Source organism: Pseudomonas sp. PARCl1, assembly GCF_947311875.1.
Classification (GTDB): Bacteria; Pseudomonadota; Gammaproteobacteria; order Pseudomonadales; family Pseudomonadaceae; genus Aquipseudomonas; species Aquipseudomonas juntendi.
The window spans coordinates 18,527-40,858 of sequence record NZ_CAMZMX010000047.1 but is presented as its reverse complement, the minus strand read 5'-3'; the positions used below and the strand labels follow the sequence as shown (position 1 = coordinate 40,858).

The window sequence follows — 22,332 nt, the reverse complement described above, 5'->3', positions numbered from 1 at the left end:
TTAAACTGTCTGGTGTACTTGCTCATATGAAACGCCCCTGAGGTTGGATTTTTGTCCAACGTCAGGGGCGCAGTTCACCCTGTAGGAGCGGGTTCACCCGCGAAGCCGGCGCCGCTGTTACATCAGGCTTACTTGACTTCGACTGCCAGGCTCTGGGCAATCTTGCTCTGCCACAGGGCAGGGCCAGTGATGTGCACCGACTCACCGTTGCTGTCTACGGCAACAGTAACTGGCATGTCCTTGACCTCGAACTCGTAGATCGCTTCCATGCCCAGTTCGGCGAAGGCCAGTACCTTGGACTTGCGGATAGCCTGGGCTACCAGATAGGCAGCGCCGCCCACAGCCATCAGGTATACGGCCTTGTTGTCCTTGATCGCTTCGATCGCGGTGGGGCCACGTTCGGACTTGCCGATCATGCCCAGCAGGCCCGTCTGCTCGAGGATCTGGCGGGTGAACTTGTCCATGCGGGTCGCGGTGGTCGGGCCGGCAGGGCCAACCACTTCGTCACCGACTGGGTCGACCGGGCCAACGTAGTAGATGAAGCGGCCTTTGAGGTCCACTGGCAGCGCTTCGCCACGGTTGAGCATTTCCACCATGCGCTTGTGCGCGGCGTCGCGGCCGGTCAGCATCTTGCCGTTGAGCAGGATGGTTTCGCCCGGCTTCCAGCTGGCGACTTCTTCCGGGGTGATATCGTCGAGGTTGACGCGACGTGCGCTTGGGCCGGCTTCCCAGACGATTTCCGGGTAGGCGTCCAGCGATGGCGCTTCCAGCTCGGCCGGGCCGGAGCCATCGAGCACGAAGTGCGCGTGGCGGGTGGCGGCGCAGTTGGGGATCATGCACACCGGCAGCGAAGCGGCGTGGGTCGGGTAGTCCATGATCTTCACGTCGAGCACGGTGGTCAGGCCACCCAGGCCCTGGGCACCGATGCCCAGTTGGTTGACCTTCTCGAACAGCTCCAGGCGGATTTCTTCCAGGCGGTTCTGCGGGCCACGGGCTTTGAGCTCATGAATGTCGATGGACTCCATCAACACTTCCTTGGCCATGACCGCGGCCTTCTCGGCGGTACCGCCAATGCCGATGCCGAGCATGCCAGGCGGGCACCAGCCAGCACCCATGGTCGGTACGGTCTTGAGCACCCAGTCGACGATCGAGTCGGACGGGTTGAGCATGGCCATCTTCGACTTGTTCTCCGAGCCGCCGCCCTTGGCGGCGACATCGACCTCGACCTTGTCGCCAGGCACGATGGAATAGTGGATAACGGCCGGGGTGTTGTCCTTGGTGTTCTTGCGGGCACCGGCCGGGTCGGCCAGGATCGAGGCACGCAGGACGTTTTCAGGCAGGTTGTAGGCGCGACGCACACCTTCGTTGATCATGTCGTCGACGCTCAGGGTGGCACCGTCCCAGCGCACATCCATACCCACGCGTACGAACACGGTGACGATACCGGTGTCCTGGCAGATCGGGCGGTGGCCGGTGGCGCACATGCGCGAGTTGATCAGGATCTGGGCGATGGAGTCGCGGGCAGCAGGCGATTCTTCGCGCAGATAGGCCTCGTGCATGGCCTGGATGAAATCGACGGGGTGGTAGTACGAGATGAATTGCAGGGCGTCGGCGACGCTCTGAATCAGGTCGTCTTGCTTGATCACGGTCATGCAGCGCGCTCCTCTTAAAGACGGGAACATTCATAGAGACGCTCGACGGTGCCGACCAGCATGTCGAGACGCCTTGCAAAGGCGCGCCGGCAGCATGGCCGACGCAAAAGGGCGCGGCAGTATAGCGTGCCTCACCGCGTGACACACCTGCGAGTGGTCTGGACCTTGGTCGGTTGGGGCTGGGCATCCTTTTTGCTGCTGACGCCTGTGGTTGGCCTTACTATCGACGGGCGCGCAGAGCGCCCCCCCACAACCTGAAGCGGGAAGAGATACCTGAAGATGCCCGAACTTTGCGTAGGCGAGCACCGCTGGGCGGTGCCGACCGGCAGCAACCTGCTCGATGCCCTGAACGAGGCTGGGCTCAACGTGCCCTACAGCTGCCGCGCCGGAAGCTGCCACGCCTGCCTGGTGCACTGCCAGGCCGGGCAGCCGCTGGACGCCATGCCTGAGGCCCTGGCCCTGGACCAGCACGCCCTGGGCTGGCGCCTGGCTTGCCAGTGCAGGGTGATCGAGGACTTGAATGTGGCGCTGTTCGACCCGCAGCGCGATGGTGTGCCGGCGCACGTCTGTGCGCTGGACTGGTACGGTGACGTGTTGCGTGTACGGCTACGGCCCGAGCGGGCGGTGCGTTACCAGGCGGGGCAGCATGTGGTGCTGTGGAATGGTTCGGTAGCGCGGCCTTATTCACTGGCCAGCCTGCCGGGGGAAGATGACTTCCTGGAGTTTCACATCGATTGCCGGCGCCCCGGCGCCTTTTGCGACAAGGCTCGTGGTTTGCAGGTAGCAGATGTGCTGCGCCTGGGCGAATTCAGGGGGGGGGCGTTGCACTACGACCTGGATTGGCAGGATCGGCCGCTCTGGCTGCTGGCAGCCGGAACCGGGCTTGCGCCGTTGTGGGGGATCTTGCGTGAGGCTGTGCGGCAGGGGCATCGCGGCGAGATTCGGGTGCTGCATGTGGCGCGCAACAGCGCCGGGCACTATCTGGCTGAACCCCTGATGCAGCTGCAAGGCGTGCAGGTCGAGCTGGTGCTGGAAGCGCAGATGGATGAAGCGCTGGCGCGGTTGCGCCCGCCTTCGCGGCAGACGGTGGCGCTGGTGTGTGGGGCAGCGGGGAGTGTGGATCGGTTTGCGCGGCGGCTGTTCATTGCCGGCGTGCCGCGGGGGCAAGTATTTACTGACGTCTTCGTTGAACATGCCTGAGGCAGCCAGGTTGACTGTGCCGGCCTATTCGCGGGCTCGCCCGCTCCCACAGGGGTGAGGCTGACGCTGTACCTGTAGGAGCGGGCATGCCCGCGAAGGGCCGCAGAGCGGCCCCTCTTTGAGGCAGGCTCAGCCGACCAGCGGATCACCCACATGCAGGATCTTCATGCCATTGGTGCCACCGATGGTGTGGTAGCTGTCCCCTTTGGTCAGGATCACCCAGTCGCCTTGTTCTACCAAGCCACGCTTGAGCAGTTCGTCGACAGCTGCCTGGCTGACTTTGTCGGCGGGCAGCGAAGCGGGGTCGAAGGCAATCGGGTAGACGCCACGGAACATGTTGGCCCGTGCCTGGGTCGCGCGGTGCGGCGAGAGCGCGAAGATCGGCACGTGCGAGCGCAGGCGCGACATGATCAGCGGGGTGTAGCCGCTTTCAGTCAAGGCGATGATCGCCTTCACGCCCGGGAAGTGGTTGGCCGTGTACATCGCCGCCAGGGCGATGCTTTCGTCGCAGCGCTCGAAGGTGGTGTGCAGGCGGTGGCTGGAGCGCTGGCTGGTCGGGTGCTTCTCGGCACCGGAGCAGATGCGGGCCATGGCCTGTACGGCTTCGATCGGGTACGAACCGGCAGCACTTTCCGCCGACAGCATGACCGCGTCGGTGTTGTCGAGCACGGCGTTGGCCACGTCGGACACTTCGGCACGGGTCGGCATCGGGTTCTGGATCATCGACTCCATCATCTGGGTCGCCACGATCACTGCCTTGTTGTTGCGGCGAGCGTGCTGGATGATCTTCTTCTGAATGGCGATCAGCTCGGCGTCGCCGATTTCCACGCCCAGGTCACCGCGGGCGACCATGACGGCATCGGAAGCGAGGATCAGCTTGTCCAGGGTCTCGTCGTCGGCAACGGCTTCGGCGCGCTCGATCTTGGCCACCAGCCAGGCGCTGCCACCGGACTCGTCACGCAGCTTGCGCGCGTATTCCATGTCGCTGGCGTCCCGCGGGAACGACACGGCCAGGTAGTCCAGGTCCATTTCCGCAGCCAGCTTGATGTCGGCCTTGTCCTTTTCGGTCAGGGCCGGTGCGGTCAGGCCGCCACCTTTACGGTTGATGCCCTTGTGGTCCGACAGCGGGCCACCGATGATCACCACGCAGTGCAGGGCATCGGCGGTGGCGGTTTCGACGCGCATGACCACGCGGCCATCGTCGAGCAGAAGTTCGTCACCGACACCGCAGTCCTTGACCAGGTCCGGGTAGTCGATGCCGACGATATCCTGGTTGCCTTCGGTCAGCGGGTGGGCGGTGGAGAAGGTGAACTTGTCACCGATCTTCAGTTCGATGCGCTTGTTGGCGAACTTCGCGATGCGGATCTTCGGACCCTGCAGGTCGCCCAGCAGTGCAACATGGCGGCCGTTCTTGGCAGCGATGTCGCGGATCAGGCGCGCGCGGGCCTTGTGCTCGTCCGGCGTGCCGTGGGAGAAGTTCAGGCGTGCCACGTCGAGACCGGCGAGGATCAGCTGTTCGATCACTTCCGGCGAGTTGCTGGCGGGGCCAAGGGTGGCGACGATTTTGGTACGGCGGATGCTCATGCACAGACTCCTATAGTGAAGCGCAGCGAAAGGCTACTCCTGAATCTCGCTGTAGTCATTGTTCCGTTGCACTACCTGTGACTTCCGGGGTAGGGCAGCTGCAAGCTACAAGCAGTAAGCTACAGAGAAAAGCGCGTGCGGCATTCATGCCCCTCGTGGCGGCCTGGCACTTGTCGCTCGCCGCTGAAGAAAACCCGACAGCGGCCGATAGGTTTGCTATCAAAGGAGATTGCCATGCGAGCCCTGATCGTTTTCGCCCTCGCCGCCAGTGCTGTCGGCTGTACCCGCTGGTCCATGGACCACCACCTGAACAATGCCTATCGCGCCTATGACCGGGGTGATTGCGCGCGGGTGATGCTGGAGCTGTCACAAGTAGACCGTACCAGCCGCGCGCGCCCGTTCATCCACCCCGAAGTGTCGCTGCTGCGCGGCCAGTGCCTGGAGCGCCAGGCGTTGTACGTGGACGCCGCCCAGACCTACCAGTACCTGATCCAGCAATACCCGCGCAACGAGTACGCCTATCGCGCCCAGGCCCGCCTGCAGACGCTGGAGAAGCTCGGCCATTTGCGCGGTACCGAAGCGGCCGTGGCCCGGCCGGCGACTACTGCACCTTGGCGCTAATACAAAGGTGTGGTTTATTTCACGGGATTCGCGGCGCGTGCTGCGCTAATCTGTAACCCAGCTGTTACAACAACCGCCAGTACCTTGTATTCCTGGCATCAGGTACGGAATACACTCGCCATCATGTTCAACAAACGCCGCATCGAACGCCATCAGCTCCCTTGTGCCCTCAAGGTGTTCAACCGCTTTACCGACCAGGAAATCGGCCTGCTCGGCAACGCCTCGGAAGACGGCCTGATGGTCATCAGCCAACTGCCCGTGCTGGTAGGGCCCGATTATGAACTGCAACTTCGCATGCCGCTGGCCGGCGGCGGGTTCCAGTTCGTCAACTTGACCGCCAGTTGCCTGTGGTGCAGTGAGGACCAGACCCCTGGGCATTACGATTCGGGCTTCATGCTGCTGCAGGCCCCGCGCGAGTACGACGATTTCGTGCGCTCGCTGCGCGACTATTTCAGCTTCCGCCCGGCCAACGCCTCTGCCTGAGCCTTGGCGCCCTGGAATCGCGTTAGAATCGGGTCGACCTCGCAAGACAGGACGACCCCGTGACCCCCAGCATTTTCTGGCACGACTACGAAACCACCGGCATCAACCCGCGCTGTGACCGGCCGCTGCAGGTCGCCGGCCTGCGCACCGACTTCGACCTCAACGAGATCGACGAGCCGATCAGCCTTTACTGCCGCCCCGCCGACGATATTCTGCCGCACCCGGCTGCGTGCCTGGTGACTGGCATCACCCCGCAGTTACTGGCCGAGCAGGGCCTGTGCGAAGCCGAATTCATGACCCGCGTGCATGCGCAGCTGGCCCAACCAGGCACCTGTGGGGCGGGCTACAACACCCTGCGTTTCGATGACGAAGTGACCCGCTACAGCCTGTACCGGAATTTTTTCGACCCCTATGCCCGTGAATGGCAGGGCGGCAACAGCCGCTGGGACCTGATCGACATCGTGCGCACGGCCTACGCCCTGCGCCCGGAGGGCATCGAGTGGCCGCAGCAGGACGGGCGCACCAGCCTGCGTCTGGAGCTGTTGAGCAAGGCCAACGGCATTGATCACGGGCATGCGCATGAAGCGCTTTCCGACGTGCGGGCAACCATTGCCCTGGCGCGACTGATCCGGCAAAAACAGCCCAAGTTGTATGACTGGCTGTTCCAGTTGCGCAGCAAGCATAAAGTCATGGAACAGATCCGCTTGCTACAACCGCTGGTGCATGTATCCGGGCGTTTTTCAGCAGCGCGTAATTACCTGGGGGTGGTCTTGCCATTGGCCTGGCACCCGCACAATCGCAATGCACTGATTGTCTGCGACCTGCATCAGGAAACCCTGCCATTACTCAGGGAAAGTGCTGAAGTATTGCGTCAGCGCTTGTACACCCGGCACGAGGATTTGGCCGAGGGCGAACTACCGGTGCCGCTTAAACTGGTACAGATCAATCGCTGCCCGGTACTTGCGCCACTGTCGGTATTACGCCCTGCCGATCAACAGCGGCTGGGTATCGACTTGACGTTGTTACAATCGCGCGGTGAACAGTTGGCCGATCAACAGGCGCAATGGCAGGACAAGCTGGAGCACATTTACGGCAAGGACGATTTCGCGCCGAGTGAGGACCCGGAGCAGCAGTTGTATAACGGTTTTATTGGTGACCGTGACCGGCGTCTATGCGAGCAAGTTCGTGCGCTGGAGCCGGCGCAATTGGGCCGGGGGCAGTGGCTGTTCGATGACCCGCGCTTGCCTGAGCTGTTGTTCCGTTACCGGGCGCGCAACTTTCCGGACACCTTGACCCCCGAGGAGCGCCAGCGGTGGTATGCGTTCTGCCAGCAGCGCCTTAGCCAGCCGCAGTGGGGGGCGCCGAACACATTGGGTGATTTCGAGCAGGCGCGCCTGCAAGCCTGGGAGCGCGCCGACGAGGCCGGGCGGCGGGTGCTGGAGGCATGGCAACTACATGCCCGGAACTTGCAACAACAGTTTGCAATTGACTGAAGGGCAGACAAACAAAAACGCCGGCAATGTGCCGGCGTTTTTGTTTGCGATAAGCAAAGGCCCGGGCTGAACAATCAGTCCAGCAGGGTAGCCCAGCTCTCGACCACGTCGCCGCCCCACTTGGCTTTCCACTCTTTCAGGGTCTTGTGGTTGCCGCCTTTGGTTTCGATCACTTCACCGTTGTGCGGGTTCTTGTATTGCTTGACCTTGCGGGCACGCTTGGTAGCAACAGCCTTGACGGTGCCACGCGGTGCTTTGCTCAGTTTCGACTCTGGGTCGAGCAGGGCAATCACGTCGCGCAGGGACTTGGAGTACTCGCCCATCAGGTTGCGCAGTTTGCCTTCGAACTCCAGCTCTTTCTTCAGCTTGTCGTCCTGCGACAGGTTGGCCAGGCGAGCCTGAAGTTCTTTGATGGCTTCTTCGGTGGCGCGGTACTCGTTGATCAGGGACATGGAGTGTTCCTTAATGCGTGTTCAGAAATGTGTGGGGCAATAATAGACAGCCGATACTCGCAAGTAAACATAATGTTGGGCAATTAACTGTTGATTAAGCTGTGACAATATTTCTCAGGTGAACAAAAATTTACATTAGCGTGTGCCATTTCGCCGGCTGTGTCAGATAGTGTCCACATTGCCAGCGTGGTTGCTACAGTGGCCGCGGCCGCTGCAATCAATACTGCGCTTTTCCTTGCGTGCCGCTAGAATAAGCGCCTTTGCGAAGTTCTGGAGTCTCATTCATGCGCACCTATCGTCTGGTGATCGCCTGCCCCGACCGTGTAGGGATCGTGGCGAAAGTCAGTAATTTCCTGGCCTTGTACAATGGCTGGATCAACGAAGCCAGCCATCATTCCGATGAGCAGAGCGGCTGGTTCTTCATGCGTCATGAAATCCGCGCCGAATCATTGCCCTTCGGTATCGAAGCCTTCCGTGAGGCGTTTGCGCCGATTGCCGAAGAGTTCTCCATGACCTGGCGGATAACCGACTCGGCGCAGAAAAAGCGCGTGGTGCTGATGGCCAGCCGCGAGTCGCATTGCCTGGCTGACCTGTTGCACCGCTGGCATACCGATGAACTGGACTGCGAGATCCCGTGTGTCATTTCCAACCACGACGACCTGCGCAGCATGGTCGAGTGGCACGGCATACCGTTCTTCCATGTACCGGTCGACCCCAAGGACAAGGCCCCGGCCTTTGCCGAAGTGTCGCGCCTGGTCGAAGAACACGCGGCCGATGTCGTGGTGCTGGCCCGCTACATGCAAATCCTGCCGCCGCAACTGTGCCGGGACTACGCGGAGAAGGTCATCAACATTCACCACAGTTTCCTGCCGTCGTTCGTGGGTGCCAAGCCTTACCACCAGGCCGCGCTGCGTGGGGTGAAGCTGATCGGTGCAACGTGCCACTACGTCACCGAAGAACTGGATGCCGGCCCGATCATCGAGCAGGACGTGGTGCGCGTGAGCCACGCCGACAGCATCGAAGACATGGTTCGCTTTGGCCGTGATGTGGAAAAGATGGTGCTGGCACGTGGCCTGCGTTATCACCTCGAAGACCGCGTGCTTGTGCATGGCAACAAGACGGTGGTCTTCGACTGATACCGTTGGGTTGCCTGCAAGCCTTTGGGGCTGCTCGGCAGCCCTATCGCTACGCTTGAGGAACATACCGATGGCCAAACGGCGCAACCAACCCACCGCCACGGCCCCGCCCACCGTAGGTGAAGGCTGCCTGGCGCGCTATGACCCGCAAGCGCTGGCCGACACCGACGGCACCGATTTCCCCGGCGCCGCCGAACTGTGGCAGCGGCTCAACCCGCCTGGCGCCGCCAGCGCGTCAGCAACGGACGCGCCAGCAGGCACACGAACACCGGCCCGCCTGCCAGCAGGTAAAAGTAATAAGTGACTGCCCGCCAGATGAGGATCGCCGCGGCGGCGGTGGAGCTGCCCACCAGCGGCGTCAGCAGGCTTGCAGACGTCAGCTCGGCCGCACCTGCCCCGCCCGGTAGCAGGCTGAATTGCCCGGCACTGAGCGACAGCATCTGCACCAGAAAGCTGGGGATCCATGCCAGCTCCCCGCCCAACCCGCGCAATACCAGGTACAACACGCTGTAGCGCAGCCCCCAGTGGATGCAGGTGAGGGTAAACACCAGCGCCAGCGTGCGCTTGGGCAACTGCCAGGTCTGCGCCAGTGCGGCGATGAAGTGCAGCAGTTTGCGGGCCCAGCGGCGCTTGCGCGGCGCGGCCACGCCCAGGCGTTGCAGCAGCCTGCCGTTGAGGCGCATGAGCGCGCGGCGGTAGCGCAGCAAGCCGATCACCCCAACCAGCGCACTGCACAGCAGCAACGCACTGCCCAGCAACATGTTTTGCTGGCTGTGGCCCAGGCTGTGAAACAATGCGTAGCCCGCAATCGCCAGCATCGCGCAGAAAAAGAACAGCAGGTCGTTCAATTGGTCCATGGCGAACACGGCGCCACTGCGCGCCGGGCCGATGCGCTCGCGTGCCAGCAGCGCCATCAGGGTTAACGGGCCACCACTGCCGCCGGGGGTGGTGCAGATGGCGAACTCGGTGGCCATCACCACGCCCAGGCTGCGCAGGTGCCCAAGCCTTGCGCCTTGCTGGCCCAGCAACAGGCGCAGGCGCATGGCGTTGATCACCCAGCACAGCAGGATCATGCCCAGCAGGGTCAGCAACAGGCCAGGATCGAACCCTTGCAACCGGGGCAGCAGGTCCCTGCCGCCAAGCAGGGCTGGCACCAGCATTGCTGCGACAAGTGCCAGGCCTAGCCAGGCCAGACGGCTCATGCGCTTACCTGGCGGTCAAGCCAGGCGGACTTGGTGAGGGGTTCGCGACCTTGGGCCATCAAGGTGCGCAGGGTATTGAGCCAGTACTCGCGGGAGCTACGGTGGCGCATGTCCACCGGGTGCAGGCCCAGGCGCAGGGTTTCGGCGTTCTGCCACCGTCTGCACTGCCAGTCGCACAGGGCCCGCGACAGCCCCCGGCGCCAGGCACTGCGGGCGCTCCACACCAGCCCTGGCGCCTTGATCGGGGTGAACTCGGGCAAGCGGTACAGGTGCTGCGGTGTGCTGGTGTAGCGCAAAGGCAGCTGGCGCAGCGCCTGGCGGGTGCCTTCGCTCATCAACCAGGCTGGCGCCACGAAACCTGCCACCGGCCATTGCTGTTGTGCGAACACGGCCAGGCCCTGTTCCAGGCGCTGCATGGCCTGCTGTTGATCAAGGCCATAGAACTCGCCTTCGTGGGTATAGATACGGCGCATGAAGAAGTCGCCTGGCGTGCGCGGCGGCGGGCCGTTGTCGGCATGGTAGTAGCCATGCAGCGCCAGTTCGTCGCCCTCGGCCAGGCGCCGTTCAAGCAGGCGGCAGAACGCCGGTGAGCGCAACAGCGGGTTGCGCTGGTGAAAGTCCGGAACCACCAGCCAAGTCATGGGCACACCGCCGATAGCATCCACCGCCTCCACGAAAGGTTGGTAGTCGGGCCATGTTTCAGGCGCGACATCGTGCAGTACCAGCATCAGGCTACGCGGTGCGGGGCGTGACTCAAGCATGGGCGCGCACCAGAGGCTGATGGCCGAGCACGGCCTGGTAGTGCTGCAGCAGGCCCGCGACCACGTTGTCCCATGAATAGTGCTGCTCGACGTGGCGGCGGGCCTGCGCGCCCAGCTTGCGCACACCTGCCTCGAATGCCTCGCGCACGGCTGTGGCCATGGCCTGGGCATCGTTGGCTGTACACAGGCGGCCGCACTGGTCATTGACGATTTCGCCGAAGGCACCCGCGCGCACGGCGACCACTGGCGTTGCACTGGCCATGGCTTCGAGAATCACCAGGCCGAAGGTTTCCTGGTCGCCGGCATGCACCAGCAGGTCGGCGCTGGCCATCAGCCGGGCGACCTCCTCGGGCGGGCAGAACTGGCCGATGACACTGACGTTGTCCGGCACATTGGCGGGCATGCCGGAGCCCACCAACAGCAGGTGGTAGGGGTGGCCCAGCTGCTGCATGCAGGCCAGCAATATCGGCAGGTTCTTTTCCCGGGAGCCACGCCCGGCGTAGATCAGCAGGCGGGTGGTATCGGCGATACCCAGTTCGGCACGCACATTGGCGTCGCGTTTGGACGGGTGGAACGTGGTCAGGTCCACGCCCAGCGGTTGTACGTGTACATCGCGCACGCCCAGACGGCGCAGTTTGTCGGCCATGACCCGGCTGGGGGCCAGCACCCGGTCGAAATTCCCATATAGCTTGCTGACATAGGCCTCGACATTGGGCGTGAACCAGTTGCCCATGCGGTTGCTGACCAGCAGCGGCAGGTCGGAGTGGTAGAAGCCGATTACCGGCACGTCCAGCTGGCGCCGGGCCTCCAGCGCCGCCCAGGCAGTCAGGTACGGGTCGCCGACCTCGATCAGGTCCGGCTTGAGCGAACGCAGGGTTTTGCACCACGGGGCCAGGCGTACCGGGAAGCGGTAGCCTTTGCCAAAAGGTAGCGGCAGTGCCGGTACTTGGTAGATGCCGTCGGCATTGTGGGCGCTGGCACCAGGAATCAACAGGCTATGGCGTACGCCCTGGATGGCGTCGAGGCGGTGATGTTTGGCATCAAGATAAGTTCGTACGCCACCGCTGGCGGGGGCGTAGAACATGGTGATGTCGGCGATGTGCACGATCAGCATCCCTCCGGGATCGTCTTTCGGGTCTGTCATCTGGCGCTTGGTTGGCGGCGATGACACGCCTAAAGGTTGACCTTTCAGAAGGATAGTTTGTTCGATCGGGGTTGCGCGGCAAGCTGCCCCAGGGGAGGAGGTGTACCTGCTCCCCTGGGGCACGTGGGACTAGATCCGGAAACTGCCCACCAGGTGCTTCAGGCGCCCGGCCTGCTGCTCCAGGTCGGAGCACGCACGCAGGGTGGCCTGCAGGTTCTCCACACCTTCCTGGTTGAGCATGTTGATCTCGTTGATATCCATGTTGATGGCTTCGACCACGGCAGTCTGCTCCTCGGTGGCGGTGGCCACCGACTGGTTCATGCCATCGATTTCGCCAATGCGCACGGTCACGCTGTCCAGCCGTTCGCCGGCCTGGTTGGCGATCTGCATGCTGTCGGTGCTGTGGCGCTGGCTCTGATCCATGGTTTCGACCGATGCGCGGGCACCCACCTGCAGTTCTTCGATCATGGCCTGCACCTGTTGCGCCGATTCCTGGGTGCGGTGGGCCAGGTTGCGTACCTCATCGGCCACCACGGCGAAACCACGCCCGGCTTCACCGGCGCGGGCCGCTTCGATGGCGGCGTTCAATGCCAGCAGGTTGGTCTGCTGGGAGATACTGGTAATCACTTCCAGAATCTGGCCGATGTTCACGGTTTTGCTGTTGAGGGTCTCGATGTGTTCGCTGGAGGTGACGATCAGGTCCGAGAGCCGGTTCATCGCCGCAATGTTGCGCTCGACCACCTGTTGGCCTTCTTCGGCCAGCAGCCTTGCGGAGCTGGCGTGCTGCGAGGCCTGGGCAGCGTTGCCGGCGATTTCCTGGGCCGCGGCACCCAGTTCGTTGATGGCCGCGGCCACGCTGTTGGTGCGGTTGGCCTGCTCATCGGAGTTGGTCATTGATGAGTTCGAGGCGCTGATCACCCGCAGCGCCACTTCATTGACTTGCTCGGTGGCCGAGGACACTTCGCGGATGCTGCTGTGAATACGCTCGACGAAGCGGTTGAAGGCGTTGCCGAGAACGCCGAATTCATCATGGTTATGGATGCGCAGGCGCTTGGTCAGGTCGCCCTCACCTTCGGCGATGTCTTCCATGGCGCGGGTCATGGTGTGCAACGGCTGCATCAGTACGCGAATCAGCAAGCCGAGCAAGGCGATGATGATGACCACGGCGACGACCGTGGCAACCACTGCCGAGGTGCGGAAGGTGCTCAGCATCGAGAAGGCCTTGGCCTTGTCCACCGACAGGCCGATGTACCAATTGGCCGAGGGCAGGCCGGTGATCGGAGTGAAGGTCAGCAAGCGTGCCTGGCCGTCGCTTTGCACTTCGGTCAGTTCGTTGCTCAGCTTGGGTGTGTGTTGCGGGAACAGGTCTGACAGCGACTTCATCACCAGGGCCTGGTCCGGGTGTACCAGGATCTTGCCCTGGTCATTGACCAGGAACGCATAGCCCATACCACCAAAGTCCAGCGAGTTGATGATTTGCACCAGGCCGTCCAGCGTCAGGTCGCCACCGACCACACCCACGCTGCTGGAGACCTTGCTGAGGATGCCGATGACCATCTTGTTGGTGGTTATGTCGATGTAAGGTTCGGTCAACATGGCCCCGCTGGCATTCATGCCATCCTTGTACCAGGGCCGGGTGCGAGGGTCGTAGCCGTCGGGCATCTTCGCGTCCGGGCGAACACTGAAGCCGCCGTCGATCTTGCCCAGGTAAACGGTCAGGAAGCTGGAGAGCAGTGCGCGCTGGCCCATGAATGTTTCAGCGTTGGCCGGGTTCTGGGCAATGTTCTGCGCCAGGTTTTCCACCAGTTTGATACGCCCGTCGAACAGGTTGCGGATGTTGGTGGACGTGGAAGTACCCATTTCAGCCAGGTAGTTTTCCAGGTCCTCGCGGATGGCATTACGCTGCAGGTAATCGTTGTAAAGGGTGAAAAGGCTGAAGGCGAGTATGACGATCAGTGAGGCGGCCAACAGTATCTTGTGGCTGAAACGCAGGCTTTTATTCATGGCGTAATCGGTTCCGCTAAGGTTTTAATCAGGGCGTTCGCACGAGTGAGGCCGCAAGGCTGTGCAATATCCGGAAAAATCCCTTTTCGGTTGTTCCTCTCTTCTAAGACGAATATCACCCGAAGGTATCGGCCGGTTTCAGTTAAAGCTTGAGCAGGGGATTAAAGAGATGTTGGAAACTTCGACCATAGTTGTGGGATCGGGCCCGGATGGCCAGCCGCTCGGGCAAGCCATGCGCCTGGCCAACCGCCACGGCCTGGTGGCAGGCGCCACCGGTACCGGCAAGACCGTCACCTTGCAACGCCTGGCGGAAGTGTTCAGTGACGCCGGGGTCGCGGTGTTTGCCGCCGACGTGAAAGGCGACTTGTGTGGCCTGGGCGCCGCCGGTGCACCGCAGGGCAAGGTGGCCGAGCGCATCGCCGGCATGCCGTGGCTTGGGCATACGCCACGGGCCTACCCGGTGACGTTGTGGGATATCGCGGGGCAGTCCGGCCACCCGCTGCGCACGACCCTCAGTGAAATGGGGCCGCTGCTGCTGGGCAACTTGCTGGAACTGACCGACAGCCAGCAGGCGGCGTTGTATGCAGCGTTCAAGGTGGCCGACCGTGAAGGCCTGTTGCTGCTCGACCTGAAAGACCTCAAGGCGCTGCTTGCCCACTTGAAAGACAACCCGCAATTGCTGGGTGAAGACAGCGCGCTGATGACCACCGCCTCGACCCAGGCCTTGTTGCGCCGGCTGGCAACCCTCGAGCAACAGGGGGCCGAGGCGCTGTTCGGCGAGCCGGCGTTGCAACTGGAAGACGTGCTGCGCCCGGACCCCGATGGCCGCGGCCGTATCCACCTGCTTGATGCCAGCCGCTTGGTGCATGAAGCCCCCAAGGTCTACTCCACCTTCCTGTTGTGGCTGCTGGCTGAATTGTTCGAGCAGTTGCCCGAGCGCGGCGATGCCGAAAAACCGCTGCTGGCGTTGTTCTTCGACGAGGCGCACCTGTTGTTCAACGGCACGCCCAAGGCGCTGCAGGAGCGCCTGGAGCAGGTGGTACGGCTGATCCGGTCCAAAGGTGTGGGCGTGTTCTTCGTCACCCAGTCGCCGGGTGACTTGCCGGATGCGGTGCTGGCCCAGTTGGGCTTGCGCATTCAGCATGGCTTGCGGGCATTCACGGCGAAGGAGCAGAAGGCATTGCGGGCGGTAGCCGATGGCTTGCGCCCCAACCCAGCGTTCGACACCTTGAGCGTGCTCACCGAACTGGGCATTGGCGAAGCGCTACTGGGGGCGCTTGAAGAGAAGGGCACCCCGGCCATGGTCCAGCGCGTGTTGGTGGCACCGCCGCAATCGCGGATCGGGCCGTTGAGTGCTGCGGAGCGCGGTGCGCTGATTGCTGCTTCGCCGCTGGCCGGGCGCTATGACAAGCCGGTGGACCGTGAGTCGGCCTATGAAATGCTGACCCAGCGCAAAGGTGAGGCGGTGGAGCCGGCGCCGCAACCGAAGGCCGATGAAGAGAGCTTTGCCGACAAGGCCGGTGAGTTCTTGCAGAGTGCGGCGGGGCAGGCGATCAAATCGGCGGTGCGCCAGGCAGCCAACCAGTTGGGGCGGCAACTGGTGCGGGGGTTGATGGGGTCGTTGTTGGGGGGCAAGAAAAAATAGTTGGCTGCCACCTGGACCGTATCGAGCCTGGGCCTTGCGCACTGCCTGTGGGCCCAGCTGCCGATATGAAAAAGGCGCCCCGGGGTTAATGCCAGTCAGTTAAGTAGTTGGGGTCGCTTTGCGACCCTTCGCGGGCACGCCCGCTCCCACAGGGGATAGCGCATTTCTTGAGTTCAGCGCCAAGCGTGTAGGAGCGGGCGTGCCCGCGAAGGGCTGCAAAGCAGCCCCAATAACCCTTAACTGACAGGCATTAACCCCGTGGGCGCCTTTGTCTATTGCGGTGTCACTCAGCCAATGGCCTTGGACGCCAGCCAGAACAAGCCGGCCGCCAGGCCCATCGAGGCTGGCAGGGTCAGAACCCAAGCCATCAGGATGGTTTTGACGGTGCCACCTTGCAGGCCGCTTTTGTTGGCGACCATGGTGCCGGCCACGCCGGACGACAGCACATGCGTGGTCGACACCGGCAAGGCGAACACGTTGGCCATGCCGATGGCACAGGCCGCGGTGATCTGTGCCGACATGCCCTGGGCATAGGTCATGCCCTGCTTGCCGATCTTCTCGCCAACGGTCAGCACCACACGCTTCCAGCCCACCATGGTGCCCAGGCCCAAGGCCAGGGCAACGGCCACGATTACCCAGAACGGGGCGTATTCAGTGGTGGCGGTAAGGTCTTTGCGCAGTTTTTCCAGGTCGGCCTTTTCGCGGGCTTCCAGGCCAGGCAGCTTCCCAACCTTCTTCGCGGTGTCATCCAGGCACAGCAAGTAGCGGCGTACTTCAACGCGCTTCTCGGCAGCCAGGCTGTGATAGTCGGTCACGCCTTGCAACGAGGTTTGCAGTGCGGCGATGGTCGGCTCGGTCTGCTGCGGGTTGCAACTGAACTGTTCCGGCAGGTCGCTGGCCTTGGCCTTGCCCAGGGCCAGGAACTCGCCCAGGGTGGCGGCGTTGCGCTCGTAGAACTGGCTCATGTGCAGGGTGGCGTCGCGGGTACGCTCGATCTGATAGGTGGTACTGTTCAGGTCGAGCACGAACTTGGCCGGCACGATACCGATCAGCACCAGCATGATCAGGCCAATGCCTTTCTGGCCGTCGTTGGAACCGTGCACGAAGCTCACACCCATGGCAGAAACCACCAGGACCAGGCGGTTCCAGAAGGGCGGGTGCTTCTTATCGTCGAGTTTACGGCGCTGTTCGGGGGTCTTGTGCATCTTCGACAGCGGGCGCCACCACTTCAGGCCGAGCAGCACCAGGGCAGCCACGGCGAAGCCTGCCATTGGCGAGACCACCAGCGACATGGCTATGTCGATGGCTTTCTGCCAGTTAACGCCGTCTCCCAGCGGGATGTCGTTGATCAGGGCATTGGCCAGACCTACACCCAGAATAGAGCCGATCAGCGTGTGCGAGCTGGAAGCGGGAATACCGAAGTACCAGGTGCCGAGGTTCCAGGTGATGGCCGCGGCCAACAGGGAGAAGACCATGGCCAGGCCGTGCCCGGTGTTCACATTGATCAGCAACTCCACCGGCAGCAGGTGCACGATGGCGTAGGCCACCCCGACACCGCCCAGCAGTACGCCGAAGAAGTTGAACACGCCGGAGAAGAACACGGCGAGGTGGGGAGGCATGGCTTTGGTATAGATGACGGTAGCTACCGCGTTTGCGGTGTCATGAAAGCCATTGATGAACTCGAAGGCGAGTACGAAGGTCAAGGCGAGCAGCAGGCTCACCAATACCCAGGCATCCAGTCCGCTGAATAAATCGATCATGAAGGTTGTCTGGCGGTCATAGGGGGGCGGGATTATGCCAGAAAACCTTGGCAATCGATGCACCTCCAGCAGGCCGTTGGCACGGCCAAAAGCGCCAAAGCTGCCCTGCGAGCGGCCCTTGATTACAGGGCAAGTTCAGGTTAAATCGGCGAATTGCTGCGAAAAGCAGGTCAAAAACGTAAAGGTGCAGCTTCGGCGCTAATTAAAACGATCGTTTGAAATTTGTGAAAATCCATTTCACTTCGCTTGGGTAATAAGGCCAACACGCCCGGGCGAGCCGGGCGAACACAGCGCTGCATCGACCCGGGTCAGGGGTTCTCGCTGCGTAGTTCCTTTTCCATTCGTTCCAGTTCCTGGCTGAAAGCCTGGTCGCGCAGGCTGGCGCGTTTGCGCCAGGGTTTGCGCTCCGGTTCCGTTTGTGCGGCATAGGTGGTGACTTCGCCGCCGTAGACATCCTTGTAACGTTCAGCCTGGCGCTCGAGTTCTGCGCGCAGTTCATCTTTCGTCACATGCAGTACCTGAATTAAGTGTAATCACGGGGGTAACGCGTTATGCGCTTGTGCGCCCTGTTCCGGCCGCAACGGCTTGGTTCCACGGAAGGTTCCGTGGGCACAATTGCGTCACGACTGTGGTGCCGATTATAGCAACCGATAATTTGCCGAACATCGTTATTTAACCTGCACCGCCATCATCCGACGCACGTTATGGCATGTGCCGGTAAACAAGTTGGGGCTTTCTTACAAGTTTGAAAGGCATGCCGGATAAAAGTTCGGGCAACAAGCTGGCGAGGGGGGAATGAAAAACGGCCCCGCCGAAAGGCGAGGCCGTTGCCTGGGGACTTCTACGGTGGGTACCTGACCAGTCTCTCCAAAGAAGCCACATGTGGCAGGAGAAAGGTATAAGCAAAAGTGTCAGCGGTCAATTGCGATTATCGGCCGTTTGTTCGATAATCGCACGAACCGGCGTTTTTTTTGAGGTGTGCGATGAGTGACGAAACGGTGGACAACGCTTCTGCCAGCCCAGAGGCGGCACGGCCTGTGTTGGCGGCCATGGCGCCGCCGATCGTGGCCTCGCCGGCCAAGCGCATCCAGGCTTTCACCGGCGACCCGGACTTCATGACATCCCTGGCCCGTGGCCTGGCGGTGATCCAGGCTTTCCAGGAGCGCAAGCGCCACCTCACCATCGCCCAGATCAGCCACCGTACCGAAATACCCCGGGCCGCCGTGCGCCGTTGCCTGCACACGCTGATCAAGCTGGGCTATGCCACCACGGATGGGCGCACCTACTCGCTGCTACCCAAAGTGCTGACCCTGGGGCATGCCTACCTGTCATCCACGCCATTGGCGATTTCGGCCCAGCCGTACCTGGACCGCATCAGCGACCAGCTGCACGAGGCGGCCAACATGGCCACCCTCGAAGGTGACGACATCCTTTATATAGCCCGTTCGGCCACGGTCGAGCGCCTGATTTCGGTCGATTTGTCGGTGGGCGGGCGCCTGCCCGCCTACTGCACGTCGATGGGGCGCATTCTGCTGGCGGCGCTGGATGACACCAGCCTGCGCGAATACCTGGAGCGGGCCGACCTCAAGGCGCGCACCAGCCGTACCTTGCATGATGCCGAATCGTTGTTCGCCTGTATTCAGCAGGTCCGCGCCCAAGGCTGGTGTGTGGTGGACCAGGAACTGGAGCAGGGGCTGCGCTCGATTGCCGTGCCGGTGTACGACGCTTCCGGGCAGGTGCTGGCAGCCTTGAACGTAAGTACCCACGTCGGGCGGGTCACGCGCAGCGAACTGGAGCAGCGCTTCTTGCCGATACTGCTGGCTGCCAGCCGGGACCTGTGCCACCAGCTGTTTGGTTGAGCGCGCAAGGGAGGGGGGCGCAGCAACCTGCGGGGCCGGCGCCAGCGGTTTTTTGAACAGGCAAAACGGTTTCCTGTGCGATAAACGCACAGTGTCGTTCGCGGCGAATTGCTTCACCTGCGCCCGCTGATTAATGTCTCTCGCAACGGTCGGCTGTGCCGACCGAACAAGAAAAACATGAGGCACATACCATGCATACTGTCCCTAGGCTGCTGCGCTCGCACCCGCATGCAGTTTCGTTGTATCCAGGCTAACCCAGGCCATTTTCCCTAGCGTTGCCCACCTGTACCGGCTAGCCGAGTGCAAAGGACTGGCTGTGCCCCTTATTCTGGATAACAACAATGAACCAAGCGCAAACCAACGTCGGCGCGAGCCTCGACGTCCAGTCGTTCATCAATCAGCAACCGTTGTCCCGCTATCAGTGGCGGGTCGTGCTGCTGTGCTTTCTGATCGTCTTCCTCGATGGCCTGGACACGGCCGCCATGGGCTTCATCGCCCCGGCCCTGTCGCAGGAATGGGGCATTGACCGTGCCAGCCTGGGCCCGGTGATGAGTGCCGCGTTGATCGGCATGGTCTTCGGCGCCCTGGGCTCGGGGCCGCTGGCCGACCGCTTTGGCCGCAAGGGCGTGCTGGTGGGTGCTGTACTGGTATTCGGTGGCTTCAGCCTGGCCTCGGCCTATGCCTCCAACGTCGACCAGCTGCTGGTGCTGCGCTTCCTGACCGGCCTTGGCCTGGGGGCGGGTATGCCCAACGCCACCACGCTGCTGTCGGAGTACACCCCAGAGCGGCTCAAGTCGCTGCTGGTCACCAGCATGTTCTGCGGCTTCAACCTGGGTATGGCCGGCGGTGGCTTCATTTCCGCGAAAATGATCCCGGCCTATGGCTGGCACAGCCTGCTGGTAGTCGGTGGCGTGCTGCCGTTGCTGCTGGCCGTGGTGCTGATGGTCTGGCTGCCGGAGTCGGCGCGCTTCCTGGTGGTGCGTAACCGTGGCACTGACAGGGTGCGCAAGACCTTGTCGCCGATCGCCCCGCAGGTGGTGGCCGAGGCGGCCAGCTTCAGCGTGCCGGAACAGAAAGCCGTGGCCGCCCGCAACGTGTTCTCGGTGATTTTCTCTGGCACCTACGGCCTGGGTACCGTACTGCTGTGGCTGACTTATTTCATGGGCCTGGTGATCGTCTATCTGCTGACCAGCTGGCTGCCGACCCTGATGCGTGACAGTGGCGCGAGCATGGAGCAGGCGGCCTTTATCGGTGCCTTGTTCCAGTTCGGTGGCGTGCTGAGTGCGGTCGGTGTGGGTTGGGCCATGGACCGCTTCAACCCGCACAAGGTGATCGGCGCTTTCTACCTGCTGGCCGGGGTCTTCGCCTACGCCGTAGGGCAGAGCCTGGGCAATATCACCTTGCTGGCGACGCTGGTGCTGGTGGCTGGTATGTGCGTGAACGGCGCCCAGTCGGCCATGCCGTCGCTGGCAGCGCGCTTCTACCCGACCCAAGGCCGGGCGACCGGGGTATCGTGGATGCTGGGCATCGGCCGCTTCGGCGCGATTCTCGGGGCCTGGAGCGGCGCGACCCTGTTGGGCCTGGGCTGGAGCTTCGAGCAGGTGCTCACGGCGCTGCTGGTGCCGGCGGCGCTGGCTACCGTTGGGGTGGTGGTGAAAGGGCTGGTGAGCCACGCCGACGCCACCTGATAGCGAGGCCGCCCTTGCCGGCCAGGCGCTGTACGATGGTGGGTAGTAAGGCAACAAATAGTTCGATAATCGCACGAATAACCGATTATCGGATTGTAAGCTACCCACCGGCCTCCTTAATCTGAGCTTACTGAAGCACCCTGACCAGGAGCCTCCAATGCCACGTGCAGACCACCACCGAACCCACCGAAATCAAGCTGCCACCCCGCGTGACCTTGATGCCCGTACCGCCGCGGCCCATGGCCAGCCGGCAGGAGAAGCCTGATGCGAGACGTATTCATCTGTGACGCCATCCGTACCCCGATTGGCCGCTTTGGCGGCGCCCTGGCCGGTGTGCGTGCCGACGACCTGGCCGCCGTGCCACTGAAGGCGCTGATCGAGCGCAACCCCGGTGTGCAATGGGACCAGGTTGACGAGGTGTTTTTCGGGTGCGCTAACCAGGCAGGTGAAGACAACCGCAACGTGGCGCGCATGGCGCTGCTGCTGGCCGGCCTGCCCGAAAGCATTCCGGGCGTTACCCTTAACCGCCTGTGTGCTTCGGGCATGGATGCCATTGGCACTGCTTTCCGCGCCATTGCCAGCGGGGAAATGGAGCTGGCCATCGCCGGGGGTGTGGAATCGATGTCGCGCGCCCCGTTCGTCATGGGCAAGGCCGAAAGCGGCTATTCGCGCAACATGAAGCTGGAAGACACGACCATCGGCTGGCGTTTCATCAACCCGCTGATGAAGAGCCAGTACGGCGTGGACTCCATGCCGGAAACCGCCGACAACGTGGCCGACGATTATCAGGTATCGCGCGCCGACCAGGATGCTTTCGCCTTGCGCAGCCAGCAAAAGGCCGCTGCAGCGCAGGCAGCCGGTTTTTTTGCCGAGGAAATCGTGCCGGTGCGCATCGCCCACAAGAAGGGTGAAGTGATCGTCGAGTGTGATGAACACCTGCGCCCGGAGACCACCCTGGAAGCGTTGACCAAGCTCAAGCCGGTCAACGGCCCGGATAAGACCGTCACCGCCGGCAACGCTTCGGGCGTCAACGATGGTGCGGCAGCACTGATCCTGGCCTCGGCTGAAGCGGTGAAGAAGCATGGCCTTACCCCGCGTGCCCGCGTTCTGGGCATGGCCAGCGGTGGCGTTGCGCCACGGGTGATGGGCATTGGCCCGGTCCCGGCAGTGCGTAAGCTGACCGAGCGCCTGGGTGTGGCGGTGAATGATTTCGATGTGATCGAGCTCAATGAAGCGTTCGCCAGCCAAGGCCTGGCAGTGCTGCGTGAGCTGGGCGTGGCCGATGATGCGCCGCAGGTGAACCCCAATGGCGGCGCGATCGCGCTGGGCCACCCGCTGGGCATGAGCGGTGCTCGCCTGGTGCTGACGGCGCTGCATCAACTGGAGAAAAGCGGTGGCCGTAAAGGCCTGGCGACCATGTGCGTGGGCGTCGGCCAAGGCTTGGCGCTGGCCATCGAACGGGTTTGACCTGTCCTGGCCCCTTCGTGGGGCAAGCCGGGTGTTACAGCATGGTCGTTGCCCACTGCACAACGGCAAACTGTGGCAGCAGGCTTGCCCCGCGAAGGGGCCGGCACCTTCGACTCAAGGCCAAGTGCCAGCCTCAAGGCGGAACGAGGTGTTACCAGGTATGTCTAGAATAACCTGGGAC

18 protein-coding genes are annotated in these 22,332 nt (G+C 62.6%); 9 read left to right on the top strand and 9 right to left on the bottom strand.

Annotated elements, in window-relative coordinates:
* Nucleotides 1-128: 128 nt before the first annotated feature.
* Entirely contained in the window at nucleotides 129-1,652 is a 1,524-nt protein-coding gene (locus QME24_RS20600) for a fumarate hydratase (RefSeq protein WP_009685641.1), read from the bottom strand.
* A 279-nt stretch (nucleotides 1,653-1,931) separates the two neighbouring features.
* Here QME24_RS20600 and QME24_RS20595 point away from each other — a divergent pair, with 279 nt between their 5' ends.
* A complete protein-coding gene (locus tag QME24_RS20595) occupies nucleotides 1,932-2,852 on the top strand; it encodes an iron-sulfur-binding ferredoxin reductase (protein WP_054905765.1) in 921 nt (306 codons plus the stop codon).
* A 129-nt stretch (nucleotides 2,853-2,981) separates the two neighbouring features.
* On the opposite strand, the gene pyk is transcribed toward QME24_RS20595, so the two are convergent.
* On the bottom strand, nucleotides 2,982-4,436 hold the full coding sequence (gene pyk / locus QME24_RS20590) for a pyruvate kinase (RefSeq protein WP_009685639.1): 1,455 nt from the start codon (nucleotides 4,434-4,436) through the stop codon (nucleotides 2,982-2,984).
* A 234-nt stretch (nucleotides 4,437-4,670) separates the two neighbouring features.
* Between pyk and QME24_RS20585 the strand changes: the two genes are divergently transcribed.
* From QME24_RS20585 to sbcB, 3 genes are all read left to right on the top strand, one after another.
* Entirely contained in the window at nucleotides 4,671-5,057 is a 387-nt protein-coding gene (locus QME24_RS20585; protein ID WP_009685638.1) for a hypothetical protein, read from the top strand.
* A gap of 123 nt (nucleotides 5,058-5,180) precedes the next feature.
* Nucleotides 5,181-5,540 carry a PilZ domain-containing protein gene (locus QME24_RS20580; RefSeq protein WP_009685637.1) on the top strand — a complete coding sequence of 120 codons (360 nt, stop codon included), beginning with the start codon at nucleotides 5,181-5,183 and terminating at the stop codon, nucleotides 5,538-5,540.
* Nucleotides 5,541-5,599: 59 nt separating this feature from the next.
* Nucleotides 5,600-7,033 (top strand): exodeoxyribonuclease I, encoded by a 1,434-nt coding sequence (gene sbcB, locus QME24_RS20575; protein WP_235768043.1) that lies wholly within the window; start codon nucleotides 5,600-5,602, stop codon nucleotides 7,031-7,033.
* A gap of 74 nt (nucleotides 7,034-7,107) precedes the next feature.
* Here sbcB and mvaT read toward each other — a convergent pair whose 3' ends face one another.
* Nucleotides 7,108-7,485, bottom strand: coding sequence for a histone-like nucleoid-structuring protein MvaT (mvaT, locus tag QME24_RS20570; protein WP_009685634.1), 378 nt, complete (start codon nucleotides 7,483-7,485; stop codon nucleotides 7,108-7,110).
* Between the two features lie 284 nt (nucleotides 7,486-7,769).
* Here mvaT and purU point away from each other — a divergent pair, with 284 nt between their 5' ends.
* Nucleotides 7,770-8,621, top strand: a complete 852-nt coding sequence (gene purU, locus QME24_RS20565) for a formyltetrahydrofolate deformylase (RefSeq protein WP_047149623.1) — start codon at nucleotides 7,770-7,772, stop codon at nucleotides 8,619-8,621.
* 209 nt (nucleotides 8,622-8,830) lie between these two features.
* Here purU and QME24_RS20560 read toward each other — a convergent pair whose 3' ends face one another.
* From QME24_RS20560 to QME24_RS20545, 4 genes are all read right to left on the bottom strand, one after another.
* Complete coding sequence (locus tag QME24_RS20560) at nucleotides 8,831-9,823, bottom strand: lysylphosphatidylglycerol synthase transmembrane domain-containing protein (protein WP_235768042.1); 993 nt, start codon at nucleotides 9,821-9,823, stop codon at nucleotides 8,831-8,833.
* Nucleotides 9,820-10,584: a DUF2334 domain-containing protein gene (locus QME24_RS20555; RefSeq protein WP_235768041.1), complete on the bottom strand. Its 765-nt coding sequence runs from the start codon at nucleotides 10,582-10,584 to the stop codon at nucleotides 9,820-9,822. The genes QME24_RS20560 and QME24_RS20555 overlap by 4 nt, the downstream gene beginning before the upstream one ends.
* Nucleotides 10,577-11,698: a glycosyltransferase family 1 protein gene (locus QME24_RS20550; protein WP_235768974.1), complete on the bottom strand. Its 1,122-nt coding sequence runs from the start codon at nucleotides 11,696-11,698 to the stop codon at nucleotides 10,577-10,579. Before QME24_RS20550 ends, QME24_RS20555 begins: the two co-directional genes overlap by 8 nt.
* Nucleotides 11,699-11,857: 159 nt before the next feature.
* The gene (locus QME24_RS20545; RefSeq protein WP_280091754.1) at nucleotides 11,858-13,732 is read right to left on the bottom strand and encodes a methyl-accepting chemotaxis protein; all 1,875 of its coding nucleotides are present in this window, start codon (nucleotides 13,730-13,732) and stop codon (nucleotides 11,858-11,860) included.
* A gap of 169 nt (nucleotides 13,733-13,901) precedes the next feature.
* Here QME24_RS20545 and QME24_RS20540 point away from each other — a divergent pair, with 169 nt between their 5' ends.
* Nucleotides 13,902-15,377 carry a helicase HerA-like domain-containing protein gene (locus QME24_RS20540; protein ID WP_192440882.1) on the top strand — a complete coding sequence of 492 codons (1,476 nt, stop codon included), beginning with the start codon at nucleotides 13,902-13,904 and terminating at the stop codon, nucleotides 15,375-15,377.
* Nucleotides 15,378-15,664: 287 nt separating this feature from the next.
* Here QME24_RS20540 and QME24_RS20535 read toward each other — a convergent pair whose 3' ends face one another.
* Together QME24_RS20535 and QME24_RS20530 are read right to left on the bottom strand one after the other, a co-directional pair.
* Complete coding sequence (locus tag QME24_RS20535; RefSeq protein WP_009685626.1) at nucleotides 15,665-17,137, bottom strand: inorganic phosphate transporter; 1,473 nt, start codon at nucleotides 17,135-17,137, stop codon at nucleotides 15,665-15,667.
* Nucleotides 17,138-17,445: 308 nt separating this feature from the next.
* A complete protein-coding gene (locus QME24_RS20530; protein WP_009685625.1) occupies nucleotides 17,446-17,646 on the bottom strand; it encodes a hypothetical protein in 201 nt (66 codons plus the stop codon).
* Between the two features lie 540 nt (nucleotides 17,647-18,186).
* Between QME24_RS20530 and pcaR the strand changes: the two genes are divergently transcribed.
* The 3 genes from pcaR (at nucleotide 18,187) to pcaF (ending at nucleotide 22,151) form a co-directional block, all read left to right on the top strand.
* Nucleotides 18,187-18,996, top strand: a complete 810-nt coding sequence (pcaR, locus tag QME24_RS20525) for a pca regulon transcriptional regulator PcaR (RefSeq protein ID WP_033690932.1) — start codon at nucleotides 18,187-18,189, stop codon at nucleotides 18,994-18,996.
* Nucleotides 18,997-19,337: 341 nt separating this feature from the next.
* Nucleotides 19,338-20,684 (top strand): MFS transporter, encoded by a 1,347-nt coding sequence (locus QME24_RS20520; protein ID WP_054905772.1) that lies wholly within the window; start codon nucleotides 19,338-19,340, stop codon nucleotides 20,682-20,684.
* A 261-nt stretch (nucleotides 20,685-20,945) separates the two neighbouring features.
* Nucleotides 20,946-22,151, top strand: a complete 1,206-nt coding sequence (pcaF, locus tag QME24_RS20515; protein ID WP_192441727.1) for a 3-oxoadipyl-CoA thiolase — start codon at nucleotides 20,946-20,948, stop codon at nucleotides 22,149-22,151.
* The last annotated feature ends 181 nt before the right edge of the window (nucleotides 22,152-22,332 follow it).

Coding starts and splice junctions, on each gene's coding strand:
- QME24_RS20540 (WP_192440882.1), top strand. CDS start 13,902: ATGTTGGAAACTTCGACCATAGTTGTGGGATCGGGCCCGGATGGCCAG.
- QME24_RS20585 (WP_009685638.1), top strand. CDS start 4,671: ATGCGAGCCCTGATCGTTTTCGCCCTCGCCGCCAGTGCTGTCGGCTGT.
- pyk (WP_009685639.1), bottom strand. CDS start 4,436: ATGAGCATCCGCCGTACCAAAATCGTCGCCACCCTTGGCCCCGCCAGC.
- mvaT (WP_009685634.1), bottom strand. CDS start 7,485: ATGTCCCTGATCAACGAGTACCGCGCCACCGAAGAAGCCATCAAAGAA.
- QME24_RS20550 (WP_235768974.1), bottom strand. CDS start 11,698: ATGCTGATCGTGCACATCGCCGACATCACCATGTTCTACGCCCCCGCC.
- QME24_RS20535 (WP_009685626.1), bottom strand. CDS start 17,137: ATGATCGATTTATTCAGCGGACTGGATGCCTGGGTATTGGTGAGCCTG.
- QME24_RS20580 (WP_009685637.1), top strand. CDS start 5,181: ATGTTCAACAAACGCCGCATCGAACGCCATCAGCTCCCTTGTGCCCTC.
- QME24_RS20595 (WP_054905765.1), top strand. CDS start 1,932: ATGCCCGAACTTTGCGTAGGCGAGCACCGCTGGGCGGTGCCGACCGGC.
- pcaR (WP_033690932.1), top strand. CDS start 18,187: ATGGCGCCGCCGATCGTGGCCTCGCCGGCCAAGCGCATCCAGGCTTTC.
- purU (WP_047149623.1), top strand. CDS start 7,770: ATGCGCACCTATCGTCTGGTGATCGCCTGCCCCGACCGTGTAGGGATC.
- QME24_RS20600 (WP_009685641.1), bottom strand. CDS start 1,652: ATGACCGTGATCAAGCAAGACGACCTGATTCAGAGCGTCGCCGACGCC.
- QME24_RS20545 (WP_280091754.1), bottom strand. CDS start 13,732: ATGAATAAAAGCCTGCGTTTCAGCCACAAGATACTGTTGGCCGCCTCA.
- QME24_RS20555 (WP_235768041.1), bottom strand. CDS start 10,584: ATGCTTGAGTCACGCCCCGCACCGCGTAGCCTGATGCTGGTACTGCAC.
- QME24_RS20560 (WP_235768042.1), bottom strand. CDS start 9,823: ATGAGCCGTCTGGCCTGGCTAGGCCTGGCACTTGTCGCAGCAATGCTG.
- QME24_RS20520 (WP_054905772.1), top strand. CDS start 19,338: ATGAACCAAGCGCAAACCAACGTCGGCGCGAGCCTCGACGTCCAGTCG.